The organism is Paludibacterium paludis (genome assembly GCF_018802605.1).
GTDB classification, from domain to species: domain Bacteria; phylum Pseudomonadota; class Gammaproteobacteria; order Burkholderiales; family Chromobacteriaceae; genus Paludibacterium; species Paludibacterium paludis.
In genome coordinates this window covers 2,679,609-2,702,586 of sequence record NZ_CP069161.1, presented here as the reverse complement: position 1 = coordinate 2,702,586, position 22,978 = coordinate 2,679,609, and the positions used below count along the sequence as shown (strand labels likewise).

Here is a 22,978-nt window from a genome sequence, read left to right as displayed (position 1 = left end):
TTCGCTTCCTCTGCTGCAGCGAAGAGCGCGGCGCCGATCTTTAATAATGCGAATAACCGATAGGTGTGAGTGTTTGGCGAAGCCGACACTTGCACGGCAAGACAGAAATGAACCTGGTTTTGTTTCTTTGATCTTGCGTGCCAGAAGTAAAGTTAGCGATTGAACTGAAGAGTTTGATCCTGGCTCAGATTGAACGCTGGCGGCATGCTTTACACATGCAAGTCGAACGGCAGCACAGGAGCTTGCTCCGGGTGGCGAGTGGCGAACGGGTGAGTAATGCGTCGGAACGTGCCGGGTAATGGGGGATAACGCAGCGAAAGTTGTGCTAATACCGCATACGCTCTGAGGAGGAAAGCGGGGGACCTTCGGGCCTCGCGTTATCCGAGCGGCCGACGTCTGATTAGCTAGTTGGGGGGGTAAAGGCCCACCAAGGCGACGATCAGTAGCGGGTCTGAGAGGATGATCCGCCACACTGGGACTGAGACACGGCCCAGACTCCTACGGGAGGCAGCAGTGGGGAATTTTGGACAATGGGGGCAACCCTGATCCAGCCATGCCGCGTGTCTGAAGAAGGCCTTCGGGTTGTAAAGGACTTTTGTCGGGGAGCAAATCCTGCCTGTGAATAGCGGGTGGGGATGAGAGTACCTGAAGAATAAGCACCGGCTAACTACGTGCCAGCAGCCGCGGTAATACGTAGGGTGCAAGCGTTAATCGGAATTACTGGGCGTAAAGCGTGCGCAGGCGGTTGGACAAGCTTGATGTGAAAGCCCCGGGCTTAACCTGGGAACGGCATTGAGGACTGTTCAGCTAGAGTACGTCAGAGGGGGGTAGAATTCCACGTGTAGCAGTGAAATGCGTAGAGATGTGGAGGAATACCGATGGCGAAGGCAGCCCCCTGGGATGATACTGACGCTCATGCACGAAAGCGTGGGGAGCAAACAGGATTAGATACCCTGGTAGTCCACGCCCTAAACGATGTCAATTAGCTGTTGGGGGTTTGAATCCTTGGTAGCGTAGCTAACGCGTGAAATTGACCGCCTGGGGAGTACGGCCGCAAGGTTAAAACTCAAAGGAATTGACGGGGACCCGCACAAGCGGTGGATGATGTGGATTAATTCGATGCAACGCGAAGAACCTTACCTGCTCTTGACATGCCAGGAACGCTGCTGAGAGGCGGCGGTGCCCGAAAGGGAGCCTGGACACAGGTGCTGCATGGCTGTCGTCAGCTCGTGTCGTGAGATGTTGGGTTAAGTCCCGCAACGAGCGCAACCCTTGTCATTAGTTGCCATCATTAAGTTGGGCACTCTAATGAGACTGCCGGTGACAAACCGGAGGAAGGTGGGGATGACGTCAAGTCCTCATGGCCCTTATGAGCAGGGCTTCACACGTCATACAATGGTCGGTACAGAGGGTCGCGAAGCCGCGAGGTGGAGCCAATCTCATAAAGCCGATCGTAGTCCGGATCGCACTCTGCAACTCGAGTGCGTGAAGTCGGAATCGCTAGTAATCGCAGATCAGCATGCTGCGGTGAATACGTTCCCGGGTCTTGTACACACCGCCCGTCACACCATGGGAGTGGGGGATACCAGAAGTGGGTAGGCTAACCGCAAGGAGGCCGCTTACCACGGTATGCTTCATGACTGGGGTGAAGTCGTAACAAGGTAGCCGTAGGGGAACCTGCGGCTGGATCACCTCCTTTCTAGAGAATGGCGACGTCAAGCGCTCACAACCTATCGGTTATTCGGAAGTTGGCAAGTAGAGACTGGGTTTGTAGCTCAGCCGGTTAGAGCACCGTCTTGATAAGGCGGGGGTCGTTGGTTCGAGTCCAACCAGACCCACCAGGACTCTGAAGGGGGGCATAGCTCAGTTGGGAGAGCACCTGCTTTGCAAGCAGGGGGTCGTCGGTTCGATCCCGTCTGCCTCCACCACAGTGCAAATCAAAGAGGATGGGAAGGGATCCGTCGTTTTTGATTTGCGTTGTAGCCAACGCGTTGATCTTTAACAAATTGAGAAGCTGATATGTAAAGTTCACCGATCCGGAGGAATCCGGGTGGGTGCGACTTGGGTAGATGATTGTATCGACGTGACGGTCTTGAAGGGGATCGTGACGTGTCGCGAAACTGGAGTCTGGGTGGTTTAGGCTGTTCAGATGATAGGGTCAAGCGATTAAGTGCATCTGGTGGATGCCTTGGCGATCACAGGCGATGAAGGACGTGCAAGCCTGCGAAAAGCGTGGGGGAGTTGGCAATGGAACATTGATCCCACGATGTCCGAATGGGGAAACCCGGCCCTTAGGGGTCATCCCTTCCTGAATATATAGGGAAGGCGAAGCGAACGCGGAGAACTGAAACATCTAAGTACCCGCAGGAAAAGAAATCAACCGAGATTCCGCCAGTAGTGGCGAGCGAAAGCGGAATAGCCTGTACGAGATAGTCGCGGCGTTAGTGGAAGGCTCTGGAAAGGGCGGCCATAGTGGGTGATAGCCCCGTACACGAAAACGTGGCGATGAGACTAGGCGTACGAGAAGTAGGGCGGGACACGCGAAATCCTGTCTGAAGATGGGGGGACCATCCTCCAAGGCTAAATACTCGTGATCGACCGATAGTGAACCAGTACCGTGAGGGAAAGGCGAAAAGAACCCCGGGAGGGGAGTGAAATAGAACCTGAAACCGGATGCATACAAACAGTGGGAGCCCTTGAAAAATGGGGTGACTGCGTACCTTTTGTATAATGGGTCAGCGACTTACGTTCAGTAGCGAGCTTAACCGAATAGGGGAGGCGTAGGGAAACCGAGTCCGAACAGGGCGACTGAGTTGCTGGGCGTAGACCCGAAACCGAGTGATCTATCCATGGCCAGGATGAAGGTGCGGTAACACGCACTGGAGGTCCGAACCCACTAGTGTTGCAAAACTAGGGGATGAGCTGTGGATAGGGGTGAAAGGCTAAACAAACTCGGAGATAGCTGGTTCTCCCCGAAAACTATTTAGGTAGTGCCTCATGTATCACTTCCGGGGGTAAAGCACTGTTATGGCTAGGGGGTCATTGCGACTTACCAAACCATGGCAAACTCTGAATACCGGAAAGTGCGAGCATGGGAGACAGACGGTGGGTGCTAACGTCCATCGTCAAGAGGGAAACAACCCAGACCGCCAGCTAAGGTCCCAAATGATAAGCTAAGTGGTAAACGAGGTGGGAAGGCACAGACAGCCAGGATGTTGGCTTAGAAGCAGCCATCATTTAAAGAAAGCGTAATAGCTCACTGGTCGAGTCGTCCTGCGCGGAAGATGTAACGGGGCTCAAGCTTATAACCGAAGCTGCGGATGTGACTTAGGTCACGTGGTAGGGGAGCGTTCTGTAGGTCTGTGAAGGTGTCCTGAGAGGGATGCTGGAGATATCAGAAGTGCGAATGCTGACATGAGTAGCGATAAAGCGGGTGAAAAGCCCGCTCGCCGAAAGCCCAAGGTTTCCTACGCAACGTTCATCGGCGTAGGGTGAGTCGGCCCCTAAGGCGAGGCAGAAATGCGTAGTCGATGGGAAACGGGTCAATATTCCCGTACTTTTGCAAGGTGCGATGTGGGGACGGAGAAGGTTAGGTCAGCGGCCTGTTGGAATAGGTCGTTCAAGCTGGTAGACGGGCGTGGCAGGCAAATCCGCCGCGCTGTTAACGTCGAGAGGTGATAACGAGGGTCTACGGACCTGAAGTGACTGATACCCCGCTTCCAGGAAAAGCCACTAAGCTTCAGCCTTGCAAAAACCGTACCGCAAACCGACACAGGTGGGCAGGATGAAAATTCCAAGGCGCTTGAGAGAACTCAGGAGAAGGAACTCGGCAAATTGATACCGTAACTTCGGGAGAAGGTATGCCCCGGTAGATTGTAGAGCCTCGCGCTCGAAGGTCGAAGGGGTCGCAGAGAATCGGTGGCTGCGACTGTTTATCAAAAACACAGCACTGTGCCAACACGAAAGTGGACGTATACGGTGTGACGCCTGCCCGGTGCCGGAAGGTTAAGTGATGGGGTGCAAGCTCTTGATCGAAGCCCCGGTAAACGGCGGCCGTAACTATAACGGTCCTAAGGTAGCGAAATTCCTTGTCGGGTAAGTTCCGACCCGCACGAATGGCGTAACGATGGCCACACTGTCTCCTCCTGAGACTCAGCGAAGTTGAAATGTTTGTGAAGATGCAATCTCCCCGCTGCTAGACGGAAAGACCCCGTGAACCTTTACTGTAGCTTTGCATTGGACTTTGAACAGACTTGTGTAGGATAGGTGGGAGGCTGGGAAGTGTGGACGCCAGTTCGCATGGAGCCGCCCTTGAAATACCACCCTGGTGTGTTTGAGGTTCTAACCTTGGTCCGTGATCCGGATTGGGGACAGTGCATGGTAGGCAGTTTGACTGGGGCGGTCTCCTCCCAAAGTGTAACGGAGGAGTTCGAAGGTCACCTAGGTACGGTCGGAAATCGTGCTGATAGTGCAATGGCAAAAGGTGGCTTGACTGCGAGACCGACAAGTCGAGCAGGTGCGAAAGCAGGACATAGTGATCCGGTGGTTCTGAATGGAAGGGCCATCGCTCAACGGATAAAAGGTACTCCGGGGATAACAGGCTGATTCCGCCCAAGAGTTCACATCGACGGCGGAGTTTGGCACCTCGATGTCGGCTCATCACATCCTGGGGCTGTAGCCGGTCCCAAGGGTATGGCTGTTCGCCATTTAAAGTGGTACGTGAGCTGGGTTCAAAACGTCGTGAGACAGTTTGGTCCCTATCTGCAGTGGGCGTTGGAAGTTTGACGGGGGCTGCTCCTAGTACGAGAGGACCGGAGTGGACGAACCTCTGGTGTACCGGTTGTCACGCCAGTGGCATTGCCGGGTAGCTAAGTTTGGAAGAGATAACCGCTGAAAGCATCTAAGCGGGAAACTCGCCTGAAGATGAGACTTCCCTGGAGGCTTGACCTCCCTGAAGAGTCGTTCGAGACCAGGACGTTGATAGGTCGGGTGTGGAAGCGCTGTGAGGCGTTAAGCTAACCGATACTAATGGCTCGTGAGGCTTGATCCTATCATTTGAACAGCTTGGGTGAGCCCAGGCTGGCGACGCGATGCGTCATCGACCCGATACATACTCCCGCGACGCGCGGGCGGCTTCTTGATTTGTTGACAGTTTATGTCTGGCGGCCATAGCGAGGTGGTCCCACGCCTTCCCATCCCGAACAGGACCGTGAAACGCCTTAGCGCCGATGATAGTGCGGTATTCGCCGTGTGAAAGTAGGACACCGCCAGACTCCCCCCTCCAAGCCCTGACCCTACGGTCAGGGCTTTTGCCTTTCTGGCGGCCGGTGGCTTGCCCGCGAATTTCATTCGATGAGTTGTTCATGACGCCGCTGGCGGTTTACATTCGAGCCATTCACGGCATGCCCAGCCGGGCGACACTGCTGTCGCGCGAGTGCGCCGAGGAGACCGGCTGCGACGATGCGGGATGTTTTGTTTCCCGGCGCACGCTGTGCCGTTTCGCCGACGGTGTCACGATTCAGTATGACGTCGAGCGGGACGATGCGCCGCAAGAGGGCGCCTGCCTGTCCTGTTTGCTGCTTTGCCGCGTGCTGGAGACCGGGGAAGGGGACGGCGTGTCTCCGATGCGTAAGCGCTTCGAGAGCGATTGCCAGTTCCGTTTCTGGCTGGCGCTGCAATCGGATCCCGCCGACAAGCCGTCGTCCTGAGTGCCTTCGATTCTTGGAGGTGCTTATTCCCGCGATAGACGAGTTGGCTCATTCGATATTGAATATTGATATATCGAAACGGTTTTGCCTGTAGTTTGTTGCTTGGTTAAAGTGCTTGGACGCACTTGTGGACGCACCGATCCGCAAGCCAGACAGGACGGGCACGACAATGACTCCAGACCGCGATCGGCTGACCCATCTGAGGGCGCTCGAGGCAGAATCCATTCATATCATCCGCGAGGTGGCGGCCGAGTTCGATCATCCGGTGATGCTGTACTCCATCGGGAAAGATTCGGCGGTCATGCTGCATCTGGCGATGAAGGCGTTTTTTCCGGGGAAGCTTCCCTTTCCCCTCTTGCATGTCGATACCACGTGGAAATTCCGTGAAATGATCGCTTTTCGCGACCGTACCGCGGAAAAGCACGGGCTCGACCTGCGTGTCCATGTCAATTCGGAGGGGGTGGCCGCCGGCATCAATCCCTTCACTCATGGCAGCGCCCGTCACACCGACATCATGAAAACCGAAGCGCTCAAGCAGGCGCTCAATCACTACCGTTTCGATGCCGCCTTCGGCGGCGCCCGCCGCGATGAGGAGAAGTCCCGAGCCAAAGAGCGGGTGTACTCGTTCCGCGACCGGCATCACCGCTGGGATCCGAAGAATCAGAGGCCGGAGTTGTGGAATCTTTATAACAGCAGGGTGGCGCCCGGCGAAAGCATCCGGGTTTTTCCGCTCTCGAACTGGACCGAGCTGGATATCTGGCAGTACATCTATCTGGAGAACATCGACATCGTGCCGCTGTATTTCGCGGCGCCGCGCCCGGTGGTGGAACGCGATGGCATGCTCATCATGGTCGACGATGAACGACTGCCCCTGAAGCCCGGCGAGGAGCCGCAAACCCGCTGGGTTCGTTTCCGCACGCTGGGGTGCTACCCCCTGACCGGAGCGGTGGAGTCGAAAGCCGCCACGCTCCCGGACATCATCCGGGAAATGCTGCTGACGCGCACATCCGAGCGCCAGGGGCGGCTGATCGATCATGATCAGAGCGGCTCCATGGAAAAGAAGAAGATCGAAGGTTATTTCTGAATACGCCAGCCTCATAGGAGTCTGTCATGTCCCATCAATCTGATCTGATCGATCGCGATATCCATGCCTACCTGGCCGAGCACGAGCGCAAGGATATGCTGCGCTTCATTACCTGTGGGAGCGTCGATGACGGCAAATCGACGCTGATCGGCCGCCTGCTGCACGATTCGAAGCTGATTTTCGAGGATCAGCTGGCTGCCATTGAGCGCGATTCGCGCAAATACAATACCACCGACGACGATATCGACCTTGCTCTTCTGGTTGACGGCTTGCAGGCCGAGCGTGAACAGGGAATCACCATCGATGTCGCGTACCGCTATTTTTCCACGGACCGGCGCAAATTCATCATCGCCGATTGCCCCGGGCACGAGCAATACACACGCAATATGGCCACGGGCGCGTCGACATCGGATCTGGCGATCATTCTGGTGGATGCCCGCCGCGGCGTGCAGACCCAGACCCGGCGCCACAGCTACATCGTCAGCCTGCTGGGTATCCGGCATGTAGTGGTGGCGGTGAACAAGATGGACCTTGTTAATTACGATGAGGCTGTTTATCAGGCTATTTGCGCGGAGTACGCCGAAATCTCCGGGCAACTGGGCATTCCGGATGTCCGGTATATTCCGATGTCGGCGCTACGCGGCGATCAGGTGGTGTCGCGCGGCGATGCCATGCCCTGGTATGACGGTCCCACATTGATGGAGTGGCTGCAGGTCGTCCGCGTTGACCGGGATGTGCGCCTGTCCGCCTTCCGCTTCCCGGTTCAGTATGTCAACCGGCCCAATGCGGCATTTCGCGGGTTCTGCGGGACGCTGGCTTCCGGAGGTGTGCGTCCCGGTGATGCCATCGTGGCTTTGCCGTCAGGCCGCGCCAGTCGCGTCAAGGCCATCGTGACCGCTGACGGGGAGCTTGACGTGGCGGTGCGGGGTCAGGCCGTGACGGTGACTCTGGAAGACGAGATCGATGTCTCCCGCGGGGATGTGCTGGTGCGTGCCGGGGAGGCGGCACCCGCCGTGGCCTCGAGGCTCGATGCGCATTTGGTCTGGATGAGCGACCTGCCGGTGGTGGCGGGGCAGCCGATGTTGTTCCGTTTCGCCGGAAAAACCGTCCCGGGGACGCTCGAGCGCATTGTCGAGCGTGTCGATATTCATCGTTTCGGTGCGGTGCCGGCCGATTCGCTTTGCCTGAACGAAATCGCGCGTGTCCGTGTTTCGCTGTCCGCGCCTGTCGTGTTCGATCCGTATGCCCTCTGCCGCGCGACCGGCAGTTTCATCGTGATCGACCGGCTGAGCAACGCCACCCTCGGCGCGGGCATGATCGATCATGCAGCAGAGGACACGGTGGAGTCACCGGGCGGTCCGGGGGATGAGCTAGCCAGGTTCCGGGCGTTCGAAGTGGAGCTCAACGCGCTCGTGCGCAAGTATTTTCCGCATTGGGAGGCGCGGGATGTTCGCGATCTTTTGAGCGGCGGCGATGCGCCGGATAAGCGTTAATTGCAAGTTCGGCCGGCTTTGTTCGGTTAAGGTCTGAGGCTTTCCGGGGCGGGTGATCCGTCCCTTGTTCACTTTCCTCTGGAGCCGGTCATGCTGCCCACGCGCGAAGCGCCATGCGCGCCATTTTCTTCGTTTTTCCTCAAGCGGGATTCGGAATGCTCCGTCGGGGTTGCCTGTGCACTCACTTCTGTCTCGCCCGGCATCCCTCTGTCATCAGGGCGGGATGCCATGTCCGACTTTGAGCGCACGGCGCTGGCTTATTGGCTGGATGTCGCGGCAAAGGGGCGGCTGGATGGACTGGTCGGCTTTGTCGGCCAGGTTGTCCGGCAAAAGGCAGGGCGGAGCGCTAGCCGCTCCGATGTCGATGCGCTGGCTCCTTCTTTGTTCGTGCCGAGGTTTGATCTGACCGATCTGCGAAAACTGCGCGAGGCGATCCGTCGCGATCCGGCCGCTTTTGCCGTGTCGCGGGAGGGTGGGCTTGGCCATCTTGCCCACGCCATTTGCCGCGATGTGGTGTTGTCCACTCTGGGGCGGGTTCGCGGAGTGGATCGCGCGTCGCTTACGCTCGGCATGGAGTTCGATCCGCGGCTTAAGGAGGCGTTTCTCGCGCACTACCGCCGTTTGCGCCACTCGCTGGACGATGCGCTGGTGGCTCGGTATGTGGAAGCGCTGGAGGCTGCCTTGGCGAAAACCGGGCGCACGGCGCCCGGTGCGTATCCGGCCGTCGTGGCGGCGGTGATGGCCGAGGCCTGCCGCCGGGCGGCGGCGGAGGCGCTGGAGCGGGTCGAGCCTGTTTTGCGCTCCGGGCGGCGAAGCGGGTGCGGTATGTCGGACCTCCGCGCATGCCGTGATGACATGAATCGGGAAATCGAGCGCCGTATGCGGGCTTTGCCGGAGCGGTTCCGGGTTTCGGCGGGCGAGCGGGGCGGGGCCTTCACGCAGTTCGATGCGGATGCCCGGTTGGCCGGGTTGTTGCGCGAGCATGACCCCGCTTTGGCGGGAACGAGCGCCGGTCAGGCCGTCAAGGCGCTGGCGTTCGAGCGTTTTGTCCATCGGCTGGCGGAAACGTTGAGTGCCCGCCACGATGTCGAGATCGCGACCCCCGATGTTTTGCGTGACCGGTTTGGCGATGTCGCCGACGGCTGGCTCGAGGCGGTCGGCCGGCTTGGCGCCTCAGCTTTCTCGCGCGTCGAGGGTGAAGCCGGCGCCGGAATCCCCGGCTAACGTTTCGGCAAGGAACGGCATGACTTCGGCGAGCGTGTTCTTCAGGGTCCAGGGCGGATTGAGGATGAACATGCCGCTGCCGTGCATGCCGAATCCGTCGTTCGAAGGGGTTTTGACCGTCAGGGTCACGTCAAGCCAGCTATTGGCCGGCAGTGCCTTCAGCGCACCGGGCAGTGCCTGCATTTCCGCGCGCTGCAGTAGCGGATACCAGATCGCGTAGACCCCGGTTGCGAAGCGCTTGAGGCCTTCCGCGACCGCCAGGGGGACGCGCAGGTAATCGCGCTTGTCTTCGTACGGCGGGTCGATCAGGATCAGTGCCCGCCGTGTCGGCGGCGGTAGCAACGCCTTTATGCCGTGAAAACCATCTTCCTGCGCCACTCTGGCGCGCCGTCCCAGTGTCCGGCAATTGTCGTCGAGCAGCGTGAAATCGCTGGGATGCAATTCGAACAGTCGCAGCCGGCTTTCTGGCGGCAGGGCCAGGTGGGCGCACCACGGCGAGCCGGGATAGTGGCGCAATTGGCCATCGGGGTTCAATGCCCTCACCGTCTCCAGGTAGGGGGCGAGGGCGTCAGGCACGTCCCGGTCCCACAGTCGGCCGATGCCATCACGGTACTCCGCATTCTGTGCGGCATATCCGGTGTCCAGTGCGTAAAGACCGGCGCCGGCATGGGTATCGATGTACCAGAACGGGGTGGGCTTTTGCGCCATGTGCCGGATGATTTCGATCTGGACAAAATGCTTGAGCACGTCGGCATGGTTGCCGGCGTGGAAAGCGTGACGGTAACTGAGCATGAGGGGGTTCCTGACAATTCGCCGCGAATTCTACCGGATCGCGGCCTTGTGCGCCAATGCGGGAAAAAAACGGCTTGGACCGGATGTGACGATGAAGCCGCCGGTGGTTTTTTCCCCACAGCGGCCGGTGAAAAAATCGATTCGGGATGACCGGCGTCAAAGGTCGTAGGGGTTTGTTCCGGCCGGTGGGGGAGTGAGCTTGCCAAGGTATCTTCAAGAGAAGACAATGCAGACTTCGCCGGATCTGTTATCGGAATTGTGCCACCAAAGTGCGGCGCAAGAGAGACAGGCATGGCGGATAAAACCGGAAAAGGTTTACAGCCGTTACGCACATTATTACAATTTTGCGCGCTTTCATACGGTGGAGTTGCTGTATTCCATGGCCCTGCCGTTGGAATTTTGCCGCGCAAGTGTGAACAGATGATGACGCTGCCTTGACCGGTGATGAGTTGTCACGGGGAGGGGCGGCGTGTGTCCGTCACGTTGGCCGACCGGCCCGTCCGCGCAAGCGGGCGATTCCGGATGTCTCTCCGATGATGCGCTGCGCGGGCCTGGACAACGCTCGGCCCTGCAGGGTATTTCCACCACCAAAACGATACGAGTTGATAGAGATGAAAATGGAACTGAAACGCGTCAGCCTAGCTGTTGCAGCTGCTGTCCTGGCCTCTTCCGCCATGGCCAAGGACTTCGCCCCCGCCGTGGTCTACGACCAGGCCGGCAAGTTCGACAAGAGCTTCAATGAAGCGGCCTACAACGGCGCCGAGCGCTTCAAGAAAGAGTTCAAGCTGAACTACCGCGACGGCACCATTTCCTCCGACGCGCAAAAAGAACAGCTTCTGCGCAACATGGCCCGCAAGAACGCCGATATCGTGATCGCCGTCGGTTTCTCCTTCACCCAGGCCGTTGAAACCGTCGCCAAGGAATTCCCGAGCGTCAAGTTCGTCATCATCGACTCGGTTGCCAAGGGCGCCAACGTGCAGTCCATCCTGTTCAAGGAACAGGAAGGCTCCTTCTTGGTCGGCATGGCTGGCGCCATGGCGTCCAAGAGCGGCAAGCTCGGCTTCATCGGCGGCATGGACGTTCCGCTGATCCGCGCCTTCAACTGTGGCTACATCCAGGGTGCGAAATACACCAACAAGAAAGCCACCGTCGTGACCAACATGACCGGCACCACTCCGCAGGCGTTCAATGATCCGGCCCGCGGCACCGAACTGGCCAAGAGCCAGTTCGACAAGGGCGTGGACGTGGTCTTCGCCGCCGCCGGCGGTACCGGCCTTGGCGTGCTGCAAGCGGCCAAGGCGGCCGGCAAGTACTCCATCGGCGTGGACAGTAACCAGAACCACATCCAGCCCGGTTCGGTGCTGACCTCCATGGTCAAACGCGTCGACAACGCTGTTTTCGAGACCTTCCGCGATGCCAAGAACGGCAAGTGGCAGCCGGGTCTGAAGGTCATGGGCCTGAAGGAGAACGGTGTGGACTGGGCGCTTGACCAGTACAACCGCAAGCTGATCTCGGCCGATATGGAAGCCAAGATCAACGCGGCCAAGAAAGACATCATCAACGGCAAGATCAAGGTCGTCGACTACCGCGCAAACAACAGCTGCCCGGTGCAGTAAGACTCAGTCCGGAAACCTCTGAACTGACAGACCCTGACAGGCGGACACGCGGGCCCCCTGGCCCGCGTGTCCGTTTGAGTGTATGGAACAGGGTTGATGTTAGTGTCATCCCAGAACCGGGGAACCAACAAGTATGACCGACATTGCCATTGAGTTGATCGGCATCAGCAAGAGCTTCGGCGCCGTCAAGGCGAATGAAGACGTGTCGATGAACATCGCCAAGGGATCGATCCATGGCATCATCGGCGAAAACGGCGCCGGCAAGTCCACGCTGATGAGCATCCTGTACGGCTATTACCAGGCCGATGAAGGGTGCATCAAGGTGAACGGGCGCGAGGCGCGCATCCGCAATAGCCAGGAAGCCATCAGGCTCGGTATCGGCATGGTTCACCAGCATTTCATGCTGGTCGACAACTTTACCGTGCTGGAAAACATCGTGCTGGGGGCCGAGGGAGGCCTCAAGCTGGCCGGCGGCATGGCCGCTGCGCGCGAGCATCTGAAGACGCTCAACAAAGACTATTCGCTGGAGGTCGATCCGGACGCCGTGGTCGGCGAACTCGGAGTCGGCCTGCAGCAGCGTGTGGAAATCCTCAAGGCGCTTTACCGCGGGGCCGACGTTCTGATTCTGGACGAACCGACCGCCGTGCTGACGCCCAAGGAGGCCGACCACCTTTTCTGTATCCTGAACGCCCTGCGCGATCAGGGCAAGACCGTGATCCTCATCACCCACAAGCTGCGCGAGGTGATGGACATCACCGACGCCGTGACCGTGATGCGGGCGGGCCGTGTGGTCGGCAATGTGCAGACCCGCGACGTCAGCCGGGAGATCCTCGCCGACATGATGGTCGGCCGCAAGGTCATCCTCAAGGTCGACAAGGCCCCGGCGCGCGCGGGGGATACCGTGCTTGACGTGAAGGCGCTTGGCCTCGTCGACGAACGCGGCGTGAAACTGCTCAAGGATCTGTCCTTTTCGGTGCGGGCCGGCGAGATCGTCGGCGTGGCCGGGGTGTCGGGCAATGGCCAGTCCGAACTGCTCGAAGTGCTGGCTGGCATGAAAGTGCCCACATCCGGTTCCATCGTCTACAAGGGCGAGGATCTGAACCGTCGCCGCTATCGCCGTCCGCGCGCCGCGGAGTTCCGCAAGCTTGGCATCGCGCACGTGCCCGAAGACCGGTCGCGCGAAGGCCTCGTCAAGGCTTTCCCGATGTACGAGAACGCGATTCTCGGATACGACGACGGCCCGTCCTTTTGCAAGGGCCCGCTGTTTTCCCGCAAGGCGCTGATCGAGCGCACCCGCGCGTTCATTTCCGAATTCGACATCCGTCCGACCGATGCGCTGTTGCGCGTCGGGCTCCTGTCAGGCGGTAATCAGCAAAAAGTGGTGCTGGCGCGCGAAATCGACGCCAATCCCGACCTGTTGCTGATCGGCCAGCCGACGCGCGGCGTCGACATCGGCGCGATCGAATTCATTCACAAGCGCCTGATCCAGTTGCGAGACGAGGGCAAGGCAATACTGTTGGTGTCGGTGGAGCTCGAGGAAATCCTCGCGCTGTCCGACCGTATCCTCGTGATGACGGGTGGAGCGATTTCCGGCGAAGTGGCCGGCGAGGAAGCCACCACGAGCTCGCTGGGGCTGTTGATGGGTGGAGGCGCACATTGAAATTCGGACAACCTTCTACATTGCCGCGCTGGGCCCAGCTGACCGTGCTGCCCGCGCTGAACCTGATGGCCGCGCTGCTGGTCACCGCGCTGGTGACCTGGATGATCGGCGAGGACCCTCTCGAGTGTCTGCAGATCCTGGTTCATGGCGCGGTCGGCTATAGCGAGGGCATCGGCTACACGCTGTTCTATACCACGAGTTTCGTGTTCACCGGGCTGGCCGTGGCCACCGCCTTCCATGCCGGGATGTTCAACATCGGCGCGGAAGGGCAGGCCTATATCGGCGGCCTGGGCGTGACGCTGGTGGTGCTGGCGCTCGACCATGCGCTGCCGGCCCCCCTGATGGTGCCGCTGGCCGTGCTCGCCTCGATCGTGTTCGGCGCCGCCTGGGCGTTCATTCCGGGTTGGCTGCAGGCACGGCGCGGCAGCCATATCGTGGTGACGACGATGATGTTCAACTTCATCGCCTCGTCGCTGATGCTCTACCTGATCGGGCACCTGCTGATCGAACCGGGTTCCCAGAATCCGACCACGCGCGAATTCGGCGCGTCCTCCTGGGTCGCCTCCATGCAGTCGATGCTGGCCGCCGTGGGCGTCGAGATCCCGTCGACGCCCCTGAACGCGAGCTTCCTCATCGCGCTTGTCGCGCTGGTGCTGTTCTACGTGGTGATCTGGCATACGCGTTGGGGCTTCCAGTTGCGGACCGTCGGCGTGAACGACAAGGCGGCCCGTTACGCGGGTATCAACGTCACGCTGGTGATCCTTCTGGCGATGAGCGTGTCCGGTGGCCTGTCGGGCCTCGCCGCGGTCAACGAGCTCTTGGGCTCCACCCACCGCCTGAACGTGGCCTTCACCAACGGCATCGGTTTTGTCGGCATCGCCGTGGCACTGATGGGGCGCAACCACCCGGTGGGGATTTTCCTGTCGGCGCTGTTGTTCGGCGCTCTGACGCAGGGCGGACTTGACCTGTCGTTCGAAAAGCCGGTGATCACCCGCGAGATGATCATTTTCATCCAGGGTCTGATCATCCTGTTCTGCGGCGCGCTGGAAAACCTGTTCGAGCCGTTCATCGCCCCCCTCTTCAAGCGGAGAAAGTGATTATGGATCAGTTGATCAGTGTTCTCGATTCGACCATCCGCGTCGCCATGCCGCTGATTCTGGCGGCGCTCGCCGGGCTGTTTTCCGAACGCTCTGGCGTGGTGGACATCAGCCTGGAAGGCAAGATGCTGACGGCCGCCTTCGCGTCGGCCGCCGCCGCCTACGTGACCCAGAACCCGTGGATCGGTCTCATGGCCGGGATGATGGCGTCGATCATGCTGGCGATGCTGCACGCCTTCGTGTCCGTGACCTATAACGGCAACCAGATGATTTCCGGGATGGCGGTCAATACCATCGCTTCCGGGATCACGCCGGTGCTCGGACTCGCCTGGTTCCAGCAGGGCGGCAACTCGCCGCAGTTGCCGGACGAAGGCCGTTTCCACGAAGTGGTGCTGCCGTTCGCCGAACAGCTCGCCGACGTGCCGGTCATCGGGCAGCTGTACAGCCGTCTGTTGTCCGGGCACAGTGTGCTGGTTTACATGACCATCGTGATCATTCCGGTGGTGACCTGGTTCGTGTACAAGAGCCGTTTCGGCCTGCGCCTGCGCGCCGTGGGTGAAAACCCCCATGCCGCCGATACCGCCGGCGTCTCGGTTGCCCGCGTCCGCTATATCGCGCTGTTCTGGAATGGCGCGCTGTGCGGCATGGCCGGTACCTTCCTGTCGGTTTACCAGACCGGAGCCTTCATCAAGGAGATGACGGCGGGCAAGGGCTTTCTCGCGCTGGCGGCGCTGATCTTCGGCAAGTGGCGTCCGGTGCCGGCCGTGATCGGCTGCCTGCTGTTCGCCTTCGCCGACGCGATCCAGATTCGCCTGGAAGGCGTGGCGCTGCCAGGCGTGGGCATCATTCCGTCGCAATTCATCGCGGTGATTCCCTATGTGCTGACCGTGCTGCTCTTGGCGGGTTTCGTCGGCCGCTCCGTGGCGCCCAAGTCCATCGGCATTCCTTTCGTCAAGTCGCGCTGAGCGCGGACTGGCATCCCGATCAACCGTCCCCGGGCTGCGGCCCCGGGACGGTTTTTTTCATGGCGAGGCCGCGCCTGTCAGCGGCTTGAGCTGACAGTGTCCGGAGATACGGATCATCGGAATGCCGGCCAGACGCAGGGTGCCGGTCAGCAGGCCGGTGTTGCGATCGAGACGGTAATCGTTGCTCGCCGTATCGCGTTCGAGAGAGAAACTGACGCTGTCCCTGTCGATGCGCACGTCGCTTGCCTTGAGGGGGACCTTGTCGGGGCGGCGGATCAGTCGCTTGTTCTCGTCGATGACAAACCCCATCCGGTCAAGGCTCTTGCCCGGCTCAGAGGCCCCGGCTGCGTGTTCGTTGCGTGTGCAGGACGCGCTGACGAGCGGCTTGAGTTCGGGGGTGGCGGCGAGGCTGCCGAACGTGAGCCGGCTGAACGACTCCACCAGGGGTTTGCCCGGCTGGGTGGGGATTTCCCTGGTCTGGCACAGCAGGGTCAGGCGGGTGGTGCCGATGTCCCACTGATAGCTCAGATCGGACTGGACCATGCCCTTGCCGGACTCGGCATTCAGCGTGTACCCGGCGTCGGATGTCGCGGCTGGCGCGCCGAAGCGGCTTTTGGCCCAGCGGGTCAGCGCCGGGCACTGATCGCGCCGGCGGTCGGCCGCCTGGGTGAGCAATTGCAGCTGATCCGGCTGGCGCGACGAGGTTCCGCTGCGGGCGAGGATGGCCAGCAGATCGACATCGGCAAGTCGCACGTCCTGAATGCGCTGACGGGTTTCGCCCGGGGCGGGCACACCGATGTAGTTCACCCAGTTGCGGTCCTGCCAGACCGGCGTTGTCGCCGGATGATCCCAATCCATGGCTTTCCAGAAGGCGGCATTGCCGGCCTGCTCGGGAAAGGCGCCGGCGGCGAGAGGGAAGAGCGTCAGCAGCAACGGGATAAGGCGCTTCATGTCGGGCGTCGTCTCCTGATTCCGGGAGGCTGATGGTATCACACCACCGCTGAGGCGGCCTTGTGCATGCCCAGGTCTTGGCGGCACAATGCAAAAAATACCCGGTTCGGATTCTCTTGATGCGACGTCCACGTTTTCTTCCCGACGGATTCACGCTTGCGCTATTGGCGACGGTGCTGCTGGCCACACTTTTGCCATGCTCGGGCCGTGCCGCTACGCTGTTCGAAAGTGTCACCACGCTGGCGGTCTCCCTGCTGTTTTTTCTGCACGGCGCCAAGCTGTCGCGCGAGGCCGTGCTGGCCGGGGCGACCCACTGGCGGCTGCATTTGACCGTGTTCGGGTTTACCTTCGTGTTTTTCCCGCTGGCCGGCTGGCTGCTGCGTCCCGTGCTGGAGCCGCTGGTGACGCCGGAGCTGTACACCGGGGTGCTGTTCTTGTGCGCCTTGCCCGCCACCGTCCAGTCCTCGATCGCCTTCACGTCGATGGCGCGGGGCAACGTCGCGGCGGCTGTCTGCAGCGCGTCGGCTTCCAGCCTGGTCGGCATCCTTGCCACACCTTTGCTGACTTCGCTGCTGCTCGCCTCGGGGCAGGAGGCCCCGATGTCGTGGTCGGCCGTATGGCGCATCGCCTCCGAGCTGCTGCTGCCGTTCCTGGCCGGCCAGATGGCGCGCCGCTGGATCGGCGAATGGGTGTCCCGGCACAAGTCCGCGCTGCGGTTTGTCGACCAGGGTTCGATTTTGCTGGTGGTCTACACCGCGTTCAGCGCGGCGGTGGTGGAAGGACTGTGGCGCGCGATGCCGCTCTCGGCCCTTGCCGGGCTTGTGCTCGTCAATGTCGTACTGCTGGCCATCGTGCTGTTCGCCACGAGCCGCGCGAGCCGAAGGCTCGGGTTCTGCCTGGCCGACGAGATCACCATCGTGTTCTGCGGTTCGAAAAAAAGTCTGGCCAGCGGCGTGCCGATGGCCAATGTGCTGTTCGCCGGGCATGGCCTCGGGGCCATTGTCCTGCCGCTCATGCTGTTCCATCAGATCCAGTTGATGGTGTGCGCGGTGCTGGCCCGGCGCTATGCGCGCCGGTCCCCCGCCAATACGTAGCGGTTTTTGCCCTGGCGCTTGGCGCGGTACATCGATTTGTCCGCGGCCGTCACCAGATCTCCCGCCCTGATCTGGCCGCCGGGAGGATTGATGGCGATACCGATGCTGGTGGTGACCTTGACGCTGCCCTGGGTCAGCTGGAACGGTGCGTTCATCGTGGCGATCAGTTTGCCGGCCAGAAGGTGGGCGTCCATGTCCGCTTCCTTGAGGTGCTCGAGCAGGATCACGAATTCATCGCCGGCCAGCCTGGCCACCATGTCGGTGCTGCGCACGGCGGCGAGCAGCCGTCCGGCGAATTGCTGCAGCAGTGCATCGCCGGCGTCATGCCCCAGGCTATCGTTGATTTCCTTGAATCCGTCCAGGTCGAGAAACATCAGCGCCAAGCCCTTTTTCACGCGGGTTTGCCGCGCCAGCGCCGCGTCGATGGCCTCCATGGCGGCGCGCCGGTTGGGCAGGCCGGTCAGCGGGTCTTCGCGCGCCTGCTGTTTCAGGGTGTCTTCCAGCGCCTTGCGCGCGGTGATGTCCTGCGCCATCAGAAAGTAGCCGGGTATCGAACCGTCCGGCCGCAAATCGGGAGTCATGACCCCGCGCATCTGGCGTTTTTGTCCGTGAAGGAACGTTTCCGATTCGTAGACGGCCTGCCGGCCGGACAGCGCGGTTTCAATATAGGGCTCGAGAAAAGCTTCGAACTCGGGTCCGAATACTTCGCGGATATGCCGTCCCATGACATGATTGCGGTCGATGCCGGTCCACTCCTGGTAGAACGCATTGGCGTAGCGGTAGTGCCGGTCCCGTCCGACATAGGCGACGAGCACGGGCAGGTGGTCGACGATGGACTGCAGGGCCGACTCCTGATCCGTGCCGAGCCAGGGCGTGGCGTGCTCGCGCAGCGCGCGCTGCGAGAGTTCCCAGAGGTGGAATTCGCGTTCGGCGAGCGCCGCGAGGTCGGCCAGCGTGGCGATTTCGTCGGCATCGAGTTCCTGTGGCTGAGTGTCGAGCAGGCAAAACGCGCCAAGGGGGAGTCCCTCGCGCGAACGGAGCACGATGCCCGCGTAGAACCGGTAGCCCTGTTTTCCGACCAGCGATTCGGCGAATCGGGTTTCGGTGGACAGGTCGGGGATGACGAGGCGCCCGCTTTGTGCCTCGATGGTATACCGGCAGATCGAGTCCTGGCGGGGGCAGTGGGTGATCTCCAGCCCCTGGCCTGCCTTGATCCATTGCGTATTGTCGTCGAGCAGGGTGACGTGGGCGGCGGCGACGCGAAAAACGCGCCGTGCGAGGCGCGTCAGACGTTCGAGTTCGGGGGCGCGGTCCGTGCCCCGCAAGTCCCGGATGAGCGCGAGTCTGCGCTCGTCGTTTCCGCTTCGTGTCTCTTTGTCCATTGTTATTATCTCTATGTCCGGCGATGTTCCGTGCCGCCATTATAGCCAGCGCGCCAAGAGGGCGAGAAGCGGAGTCGCATTGTGCGGCCCGGCCGTCTAGACTGTTGAAAAAACAGGGGAAACGACTTAACCCGCGGCGCGCTTTCTGGCACAATGCGCGTCTGCCTGACAATGACTCCCGCCATGACCCATCAATTACCCGCACCCAAACCCATCAACGGCTACCGCAAATACTGGGCCGAACGTTTCGGCAAGGCGCCGTTCCTGCCGATGAGCCGCCAGGAAATGGACGAGCTCGGCTGGGATTCCTGTGACATCGTCCTCGTGTCGGGGGACGCCTATATCGATCATCCCAGTTTCGGGATCGCCCTGATCGGACGACTGCTCGAGGATCAGGGGTTCCGCGTCGGTGTGATCTGTCAGCCCGATTGGCACAGTGCCGATCCGTTCCGGGCGCTTGGTAAGCCCAATCTGTTTTTCGGGGTGACGGCCGGCAACATGGACTCCATGATCAACCGTTACACCGCCGATCGCCGCCCTCGTTCCGATGACGCGTACACGCCACATGGCGAACCGAACCGGCGTCCGGACCGCGCCGTGACGGTGTACGCGCAACGCTGCCGCGAAGCGTACCCCGGCATCGGCGTGATGATCGGCAGCATCGAGGCGAGCCTGCGGCGCATCGCCCACTACGACTACTGGAGCGACAAGGTGCGGCCGTCCGTGCTGGTCAATTCCAAGGCCGACATTCTGCTGTACGGCAATGCCGAACGGGCGCTTGTCGAGATCGCCCACCGTTGCGCGCGCGGCGAGCATCTGAGCGAAATCCGCGATGTGCGCGGTACGGCCTTTGTCGTGCCTCACGGCTGGCGTCCTGACGATACGTGGGAGGAGGTGGACTCCACCACGGTCGATGTGCCCGGACGCATCGATCCCCACCTCAATCCCTATGCCGACATGCCCGAGCCGGCGGCGGCATCGCCGGACGCACCGCAGCCCATCCGGATCGTGCCGGCCGCCGAGCGCGTGGCGCGGCGCAAGGAAGCGCGTGCCCGCACCGTGGTACGCATTCCCGCGTTCGAAGCGGTGGCGCACGATCCGGTGCTTTACGCCCATGCCAGCCGTACCCTGCATCTGGAATCCAATCCTGGCAATGCCCGCGCGCTGGTGCAACTGCACGGCGACCGGGATGTCTGGCTGACGCCGCCTCCCATTCCGCTGACCACGCCTGAAATGGACTACGTATTCGGGATGCCGTTCGCGCGCAATCCTCACCCGTCGTATGGGGACGCCCGCATTCCGGCCTGGGACATGATCCGTTTTTCGGTGAACATCATGCGCGGCTGTTTTGGCGGCTGTACGTTCTGTTCGATCACCGAGCATGAAGGGCGGGTCATTCAGAGCCGCTCGGAAGAGTCGATCCTGAACGAGATCGAAGAGATCCGCGACAAGACCGCCGGGTTCACCGGCCATATCACCGATCTGGGCGGACCGACCGCCAACATGTACCGGCTCGCCTGCAAGGACCCGAAGATCGAGTCCTCCTGCCGACGGCTCAGCTGCGTGTATCCGGGCATTTGCGAAAACCTGAACACCGACCATGCCCCGCTGATCCAGCTGTACCGCAAGGCGCGCGCACTGCCCGGTGTGAAGAAGATCTCCATCGGTTCGGGATTGCGTTACGACCTGGCCGTGCGTTCGCCCGAATACATCAAGGAACTGGTCACCCATCATGTCGGCGGTTATCTGAAAATCGCGCCCGAGCATACCGAGGAGGGGCCGCTGTCCAAGATGATGAAGCCCGGCATGGGCGCATACGACAAGTTCAAGGAGCTGTTCGAGCGCTTCTCCCGCCAGGCGGGCAAAGAGCAGTACCTGATCCCGTATTTCATCGCGGCGCATCCGGGCACCGAGGACGAGGACATGATGAACCTCGCGTTGTGGCTGAAAAAGAACAATTTCCGTCTGGATCAGGTGCAGACCTTCATGCCCACGCCGATGGCGCTGGCCACCACCATGTGGCACACCGGGCGCAATCCGCTCAAAAAGCTTTCACGCAGTTCCGAGAAGGTCGATGTGGTGCGCGACGGATACCGGCGCAAGCTGCACAAGGCCTTTTTGCGTTACCACGATCCGGCCAACTGGCCGATGTTGCGCGATGCTTTGCGGGATATGGGGCGCGAGGACCTGATCGGCAATGGCCGCCATCAGTTGATTCCCGCGTTTCAGCCAAGGGATGGCGGCGGTCAGGGACGGACGCAGGCGTTCCACTCCGCGCGCACGGCGCATTCTGACAAACGTTTCCAGGATGCCCCGCCACGCATCGGCAAGAAAAAACCGGGCGGGCGGGCACGCTGATCCATTCGTTCTTGTGTTCAAGCCGCTAGCGGTTCAAAATACCCTGCCAGGGTATTTTGAACCGTGAGGGCCATCGATGAATCGCCGCCAGTTCCTTGCCAACACCGCCGCCAGCGCCGTCGCGCTGGCCTTTTCCGGCCGTGCGGCCGCAACCGCCGCTCACGAGGGACATGCCGTCCCGGATGGCGCCGCCGTCCCGTCCGAGCTGATGCCCGACACGGCCATTCCCGGCGGCATGCCGCTGCGTCCGCTGGTCCGCCTGCCCAACCGGTCGCGGCGCTCCGGGCTGTTTCGCGCGCGGCTTGTCGCCGCGCCCACTGTGGTGGAAATGGTGCCGGGCGTGAAAACCGCCGCCTGGGCCTACAATGACTCCTTGCCCGGTCCGTTGATCGACGCGACCGAGGGCGACATTGTGGAAATCCTGTTCATCAATCGTCTGCCGTCCGCGACGACCGTTCACTGGCATGGTTTGCCGGTGCCGCCCGATCAGGACGGCAACCCTTCGGACCCGGTTCCTCCCGGGGCCGAGCGACTCTACCGTTTCACCCTTCCCGAAGGATCGGCGGGAACTTATTGGTACCACCCCCATCCCCACGGCTCGACACCGGAGCAGGTGTTCAGGGGGCTGGCCGGCACGTTCATCGTGCGTTCGCGCCACGATCCGCTGGCGCATCTGCCGGAGCAGCATCTGGTGATTTCCGATCTGCGTCTTGCCCGGAACGGGGCCATTCCCGACAACACCGAGCTGGACTGGATGAACGGCAGGGAAGGGCAATACGTGCTGATCAACGGGCAGCGCGAGCCGGAGATCCGGGTCAGGGGGCGACAGCGATGGCGTGTGTGGAATGCGTGCAGCGCGCGTTATCTGAGACTGTCGCTGGGCGGGCGCCCGTTCTGGCTGGTCGGCACCGATGGTGGTCTGATCGGGGCCGCGCGCCGCATGACGGAACTGCTGCTCGCTCCGGGCGAGCGCGCCGAGTGGATTGTCGATGCGCCCGATACGGAGACGAAGTTGATAGCCCTGGCCTACGATCGGCAAAAAATGGGTGATGTCGGGCCGGAGCGCGATATCGTTATCGCCACGGTCAAGGGGGTGTCGGGCGACGCCGGGGCGATTCCCGACACGCTGCGGCCGGTTCCCGCGCTGGGCGAACCCGCTTCCCGCAAGCGGGTGCAGTTCAGCGAAACCATGAGCATGGAAAATGGCCGTCACGAAATGAAATTTCTCGTGAACGGCAAGACCTTCGATATGGCGCGCATCGATCTGGTCAGCCGGCGCGGCCGGATCGAGGAGTGGGATATCGTCAATGCTTCGCACATGGATCATCCTTTCCATCTGCATGGAACCCAATTCCAGGTCGTCGAGCGCGTTCGCGGTGGCCGAGCCGTGCCCGAGCCGTTTCTGGCCTGGCGCGATACGGTCAATCTTGCTCCGGAGGAAACGGTGCGTATCCGAGTGGTGCAGGCGTTCGCAGGAATCCGCATGTTCCATTGCCATATTCTCGAGCACGAAGGGCAGGGCATGATGGGACAGTTGCGGGTAGAGTGAGCGCC

General features: G+C 61.0%; 15 protein-coding genes, 2 tRNA genes and 3 rRNA genes. 17 read left to right on the top strand and 3 right to left on the bottom strand.

The features are described from left to right. Window positions 1-161 precede the first annotated feature (161 nt). The 9 genes from JNO50_RS12300 (at window position 162) to JNO50_RS12260 (ending at window position 9,509) form a co-directional block, all read left to right on the top strand. Window positions 162-1,699, top strand: a 16S ribosomal RNA gene (locus JNO50_RS12300). Between the two features lie 65 nt (window positions 1,700-1,764). Continuing rightward, window positions 1,765-1,841 (top strand) — tRNA-Ile (locus JNO50_RS12295). Window positions 1,842-1,852: 11 nt separating this feature from the next. Continuing rightward, window positions 1,853-1,928 (top strand) — tRNA-Ala (locus JNO50_RS12290). A 228-nt stretch (window positions 1,929-2,156) separates the two neighbouring features. Then, window positions 2,157-5,050: ribosomal RNA gene (locus JNO50_RS12285) — 23S ribosomal RNA — on the top strand. Window positions 5,051-5,158: 108 nt separating this feature from the next. After that, window positions 5,159-5,273: ribosomal RNA gene (gene rrf, locus JNO50_RS12280) — 5S ribosomal RNA — on the top strand. Together the 16S, 23S and 5S rRNA genes with 2 tRNA genes alongside form the textbook arrangement of a ribosomal RNA operon. A 90-nt stretch (window positions 5,274-5,363) precedes the next feature. Next, window positions 5,364-5,708 (top strand): hypothetical protein, encoded by a 345-nt coding sequence (locus JNO50_RS12275; protein ID WP_189533994.1) that lies wholly within the window; start codon window positions 5,364-5,366, stop codon window positions 5,706-5,708. A gap of 169 nt (window positions 5,709-5,877) precedes the next feature. After that, window positions 5,878-6,792, top strand: coding sequence for a sulfate adenylyltransferase subunit CysD (gene cysD, locus JNO50_RS12270; RefSeq protein WP_189533996.1), 915 nt, complete (start codon window positions 5,878-5,880; stop codon window positions 6,790-6,792). A 26-nt stretch (window positions 6,793-6,818) separates the two neighbouring features. Then, on the top strand, window positions 6,819-8,285 hold the full coding sequence (gene cysN / locus JNO50_RS12265) for a sulfate adenylyltransferase subunit CysN (protein ID WP_189533998.1): 1,467 nt from the start codon (window positions 6,819-6,821) through the stop codon (window positions 8,283-8,285). 228 nt (window positions 8,286-8,513) lie between these two features. After that, window positions 8,514-9,509 carry a hypothetical protein gene (locus JNO50_RS12260; RefSeq protein WP_189534001.1) on the top strand — a complete coding sequence of 332 codons (996 nt, stop codon included), beginning with the start codon at window positions 8,514-8,516 and terminating at the stop codon, window positions 9,507-9,509. Here JNO50_RS12260 and JNO50_RS12255 read toward each other — a convergent pair. After that, window positions 9,459-10,301 carry a 23S rRNA (adenine(2030)-N(6))-methyltransferase RlmJ gene (locus JNO50_RS12255; RefSeq protein ID WP_189534002.1) on the bottom strand — a complete coding sequence of 281 codons (843 nt, stop codon included), beginning with the start codon at window positions 10,299-10,301 and terminating at the stop codon, window positions 9,459-9,461. The genes JNO50_RS12260 and JNO50_RS12255 overlap by 51 nt on opposite strands. A 291-nt stretch (window positions 10,302-10,592) precedes the next feature. On the opposite strand from JNO50_RS12255, the gene JNO50_RS12250 reads away from it, so the two are divergent. From JNO50_RS12250 to JNO50_RS12230, 5 genes are all read left to right on the top strand, one after another. After that, entirely contained in the window at window positions 10,593-10,739 is a 147-nt protein-coding gene (locus JNO50_RS12250) for a hypothetical protein (protein ID WP_189534004.1), read from the top strand. 179 nt (window positions 10,740-10,918) lie between these two features. Beyond that, window positions 10,919-11,917 (top strand): BMP family lipoprotein, encoded by a 999-nt coding sequence (locus JNO50_RS12245; RefSeq protein WP_189534006.1) that lies wholly within the window; start codon window positions 10,919-10,921, stop codon window positions 11,915-11,917. A 133-nt stretch (window positions 11,918-12,050) separates the two neighbouring features. Beyond that, complete coding sequence (locus JNO50_RS12240) at window positions 12,051-13,577, top strand: ABC transporter ATP-binding protein (RefSeq protein WP_189534009.1); 1,527 nt, start codon at window positions 12,051-12,053, stop codon at window positions 13,575-13,577. A gap of 20 nt (window positions 13,578-13,597) precedes the next feature. Further along, a complete protein-coding gene (locus JNO50_RS12235; protein WP_244976376.1) occupies window positions 13,598-14,674 on the top strand; it encodes an ABC transporter permease in 1,077 nt (358 codons plus the stop codon). A 2-nt stretch (window positions 14,675-14,676) separates the two neighbouring features. Then, window positions 14,677-15,639 carry an ABC transporter permease gene (locus tag JNO50_RS12230; protein ID WP_215796365.1) on the top strand — a complete coding sequence of 321 codons (963 nt, stop codon included), beginning with the start codon at window positions 14,677-14,679 and terminating at the stop codon, window positions 15,637-15,639. Between the two features lie 57 nt (window positions 15,640-15,696). Here the strand turns inward: JNO50_RS12230 and JNO50_RS12225 are convergent, their stop codons facing one another. Beyond that, window positions 15,697-16,590 (bottom strand): hypothetical protein, encoded by an 894-nt coding sequence (locus tag JNO50_RS12225; protein ID WP_189534011.1) that lies wholly within the window; start codon window positions 16,588-16,590, stop codon window positions 15,697-15,699. Window positions 16,591-16,709: 119 nt separating this feature from the next. Here JNO50_RS12225 and JNO50_RS12220 point away from each other — a divergent pair, with 119 nt between their 5' ends. After that, window positions 16,710-17,684: a bile acid:sodium symporter family protein gene (locus tag JNO50_RS12220; protein ID WP_189534013.1), complete on the top strand. Its 975-nt coding sequence runs from the start codon at window positions 16,710-16,712 to the stop codon at window positions 17,682-17,684. Here the strand turns inward: JNO50_RS12220 and JNO50_RS12215 are convergent. Beyond that, window positions 17,654-19,066: a sensor domain-containing diguanylate cyclase gene (locus JNO50_RS12215; protein WP_189534015.1), complete on the bottom strand. Its 1,413-nt coding sequence runs from the start codon at window positions 19,064-19,066 to the stop codon at window positions 17,654-17,656. The genes JNO50_RS12220 and JNO50_RS12215 overlap by 31 nt on opposite strands. Before the next feature lie 183 nt (window positions 19,067-19,249). Between JNO50_RS12215 and JNO50_RS12210 the strand changes: the two genes are divergently transcribed. Both JNO50_RS12210 and JNO50_RS12205 read left to right on the top strand, forming a co-directional pair. Beyond that, complete coding sequence (locus JNO50_RS12210) at window positions 19,250-21,424, top strand: YgiQ family radical SAM protein (RefSeq protein WP_189534016.1); 2,175 nt, start codon at window positions 19,250-19,252, stop codon at window positions 21,422-21,424. A 76-nt stretch (window positions 21,425-21,500) separates the two neighbouring features. Then, window positions 21,501-22,973: a multicopper oxidase family protein gene (locus JNO50_RS12205; RefSeq protein WP_189534018.1), complete on the top strand. Its 1,473-nt coding sequence runs from the start codon at window positions 21,501-21,503 to the stop codon at window positions 22,971-22,973. Window positions 22,974-22,978: the final 5 nt, after the last annotated feature.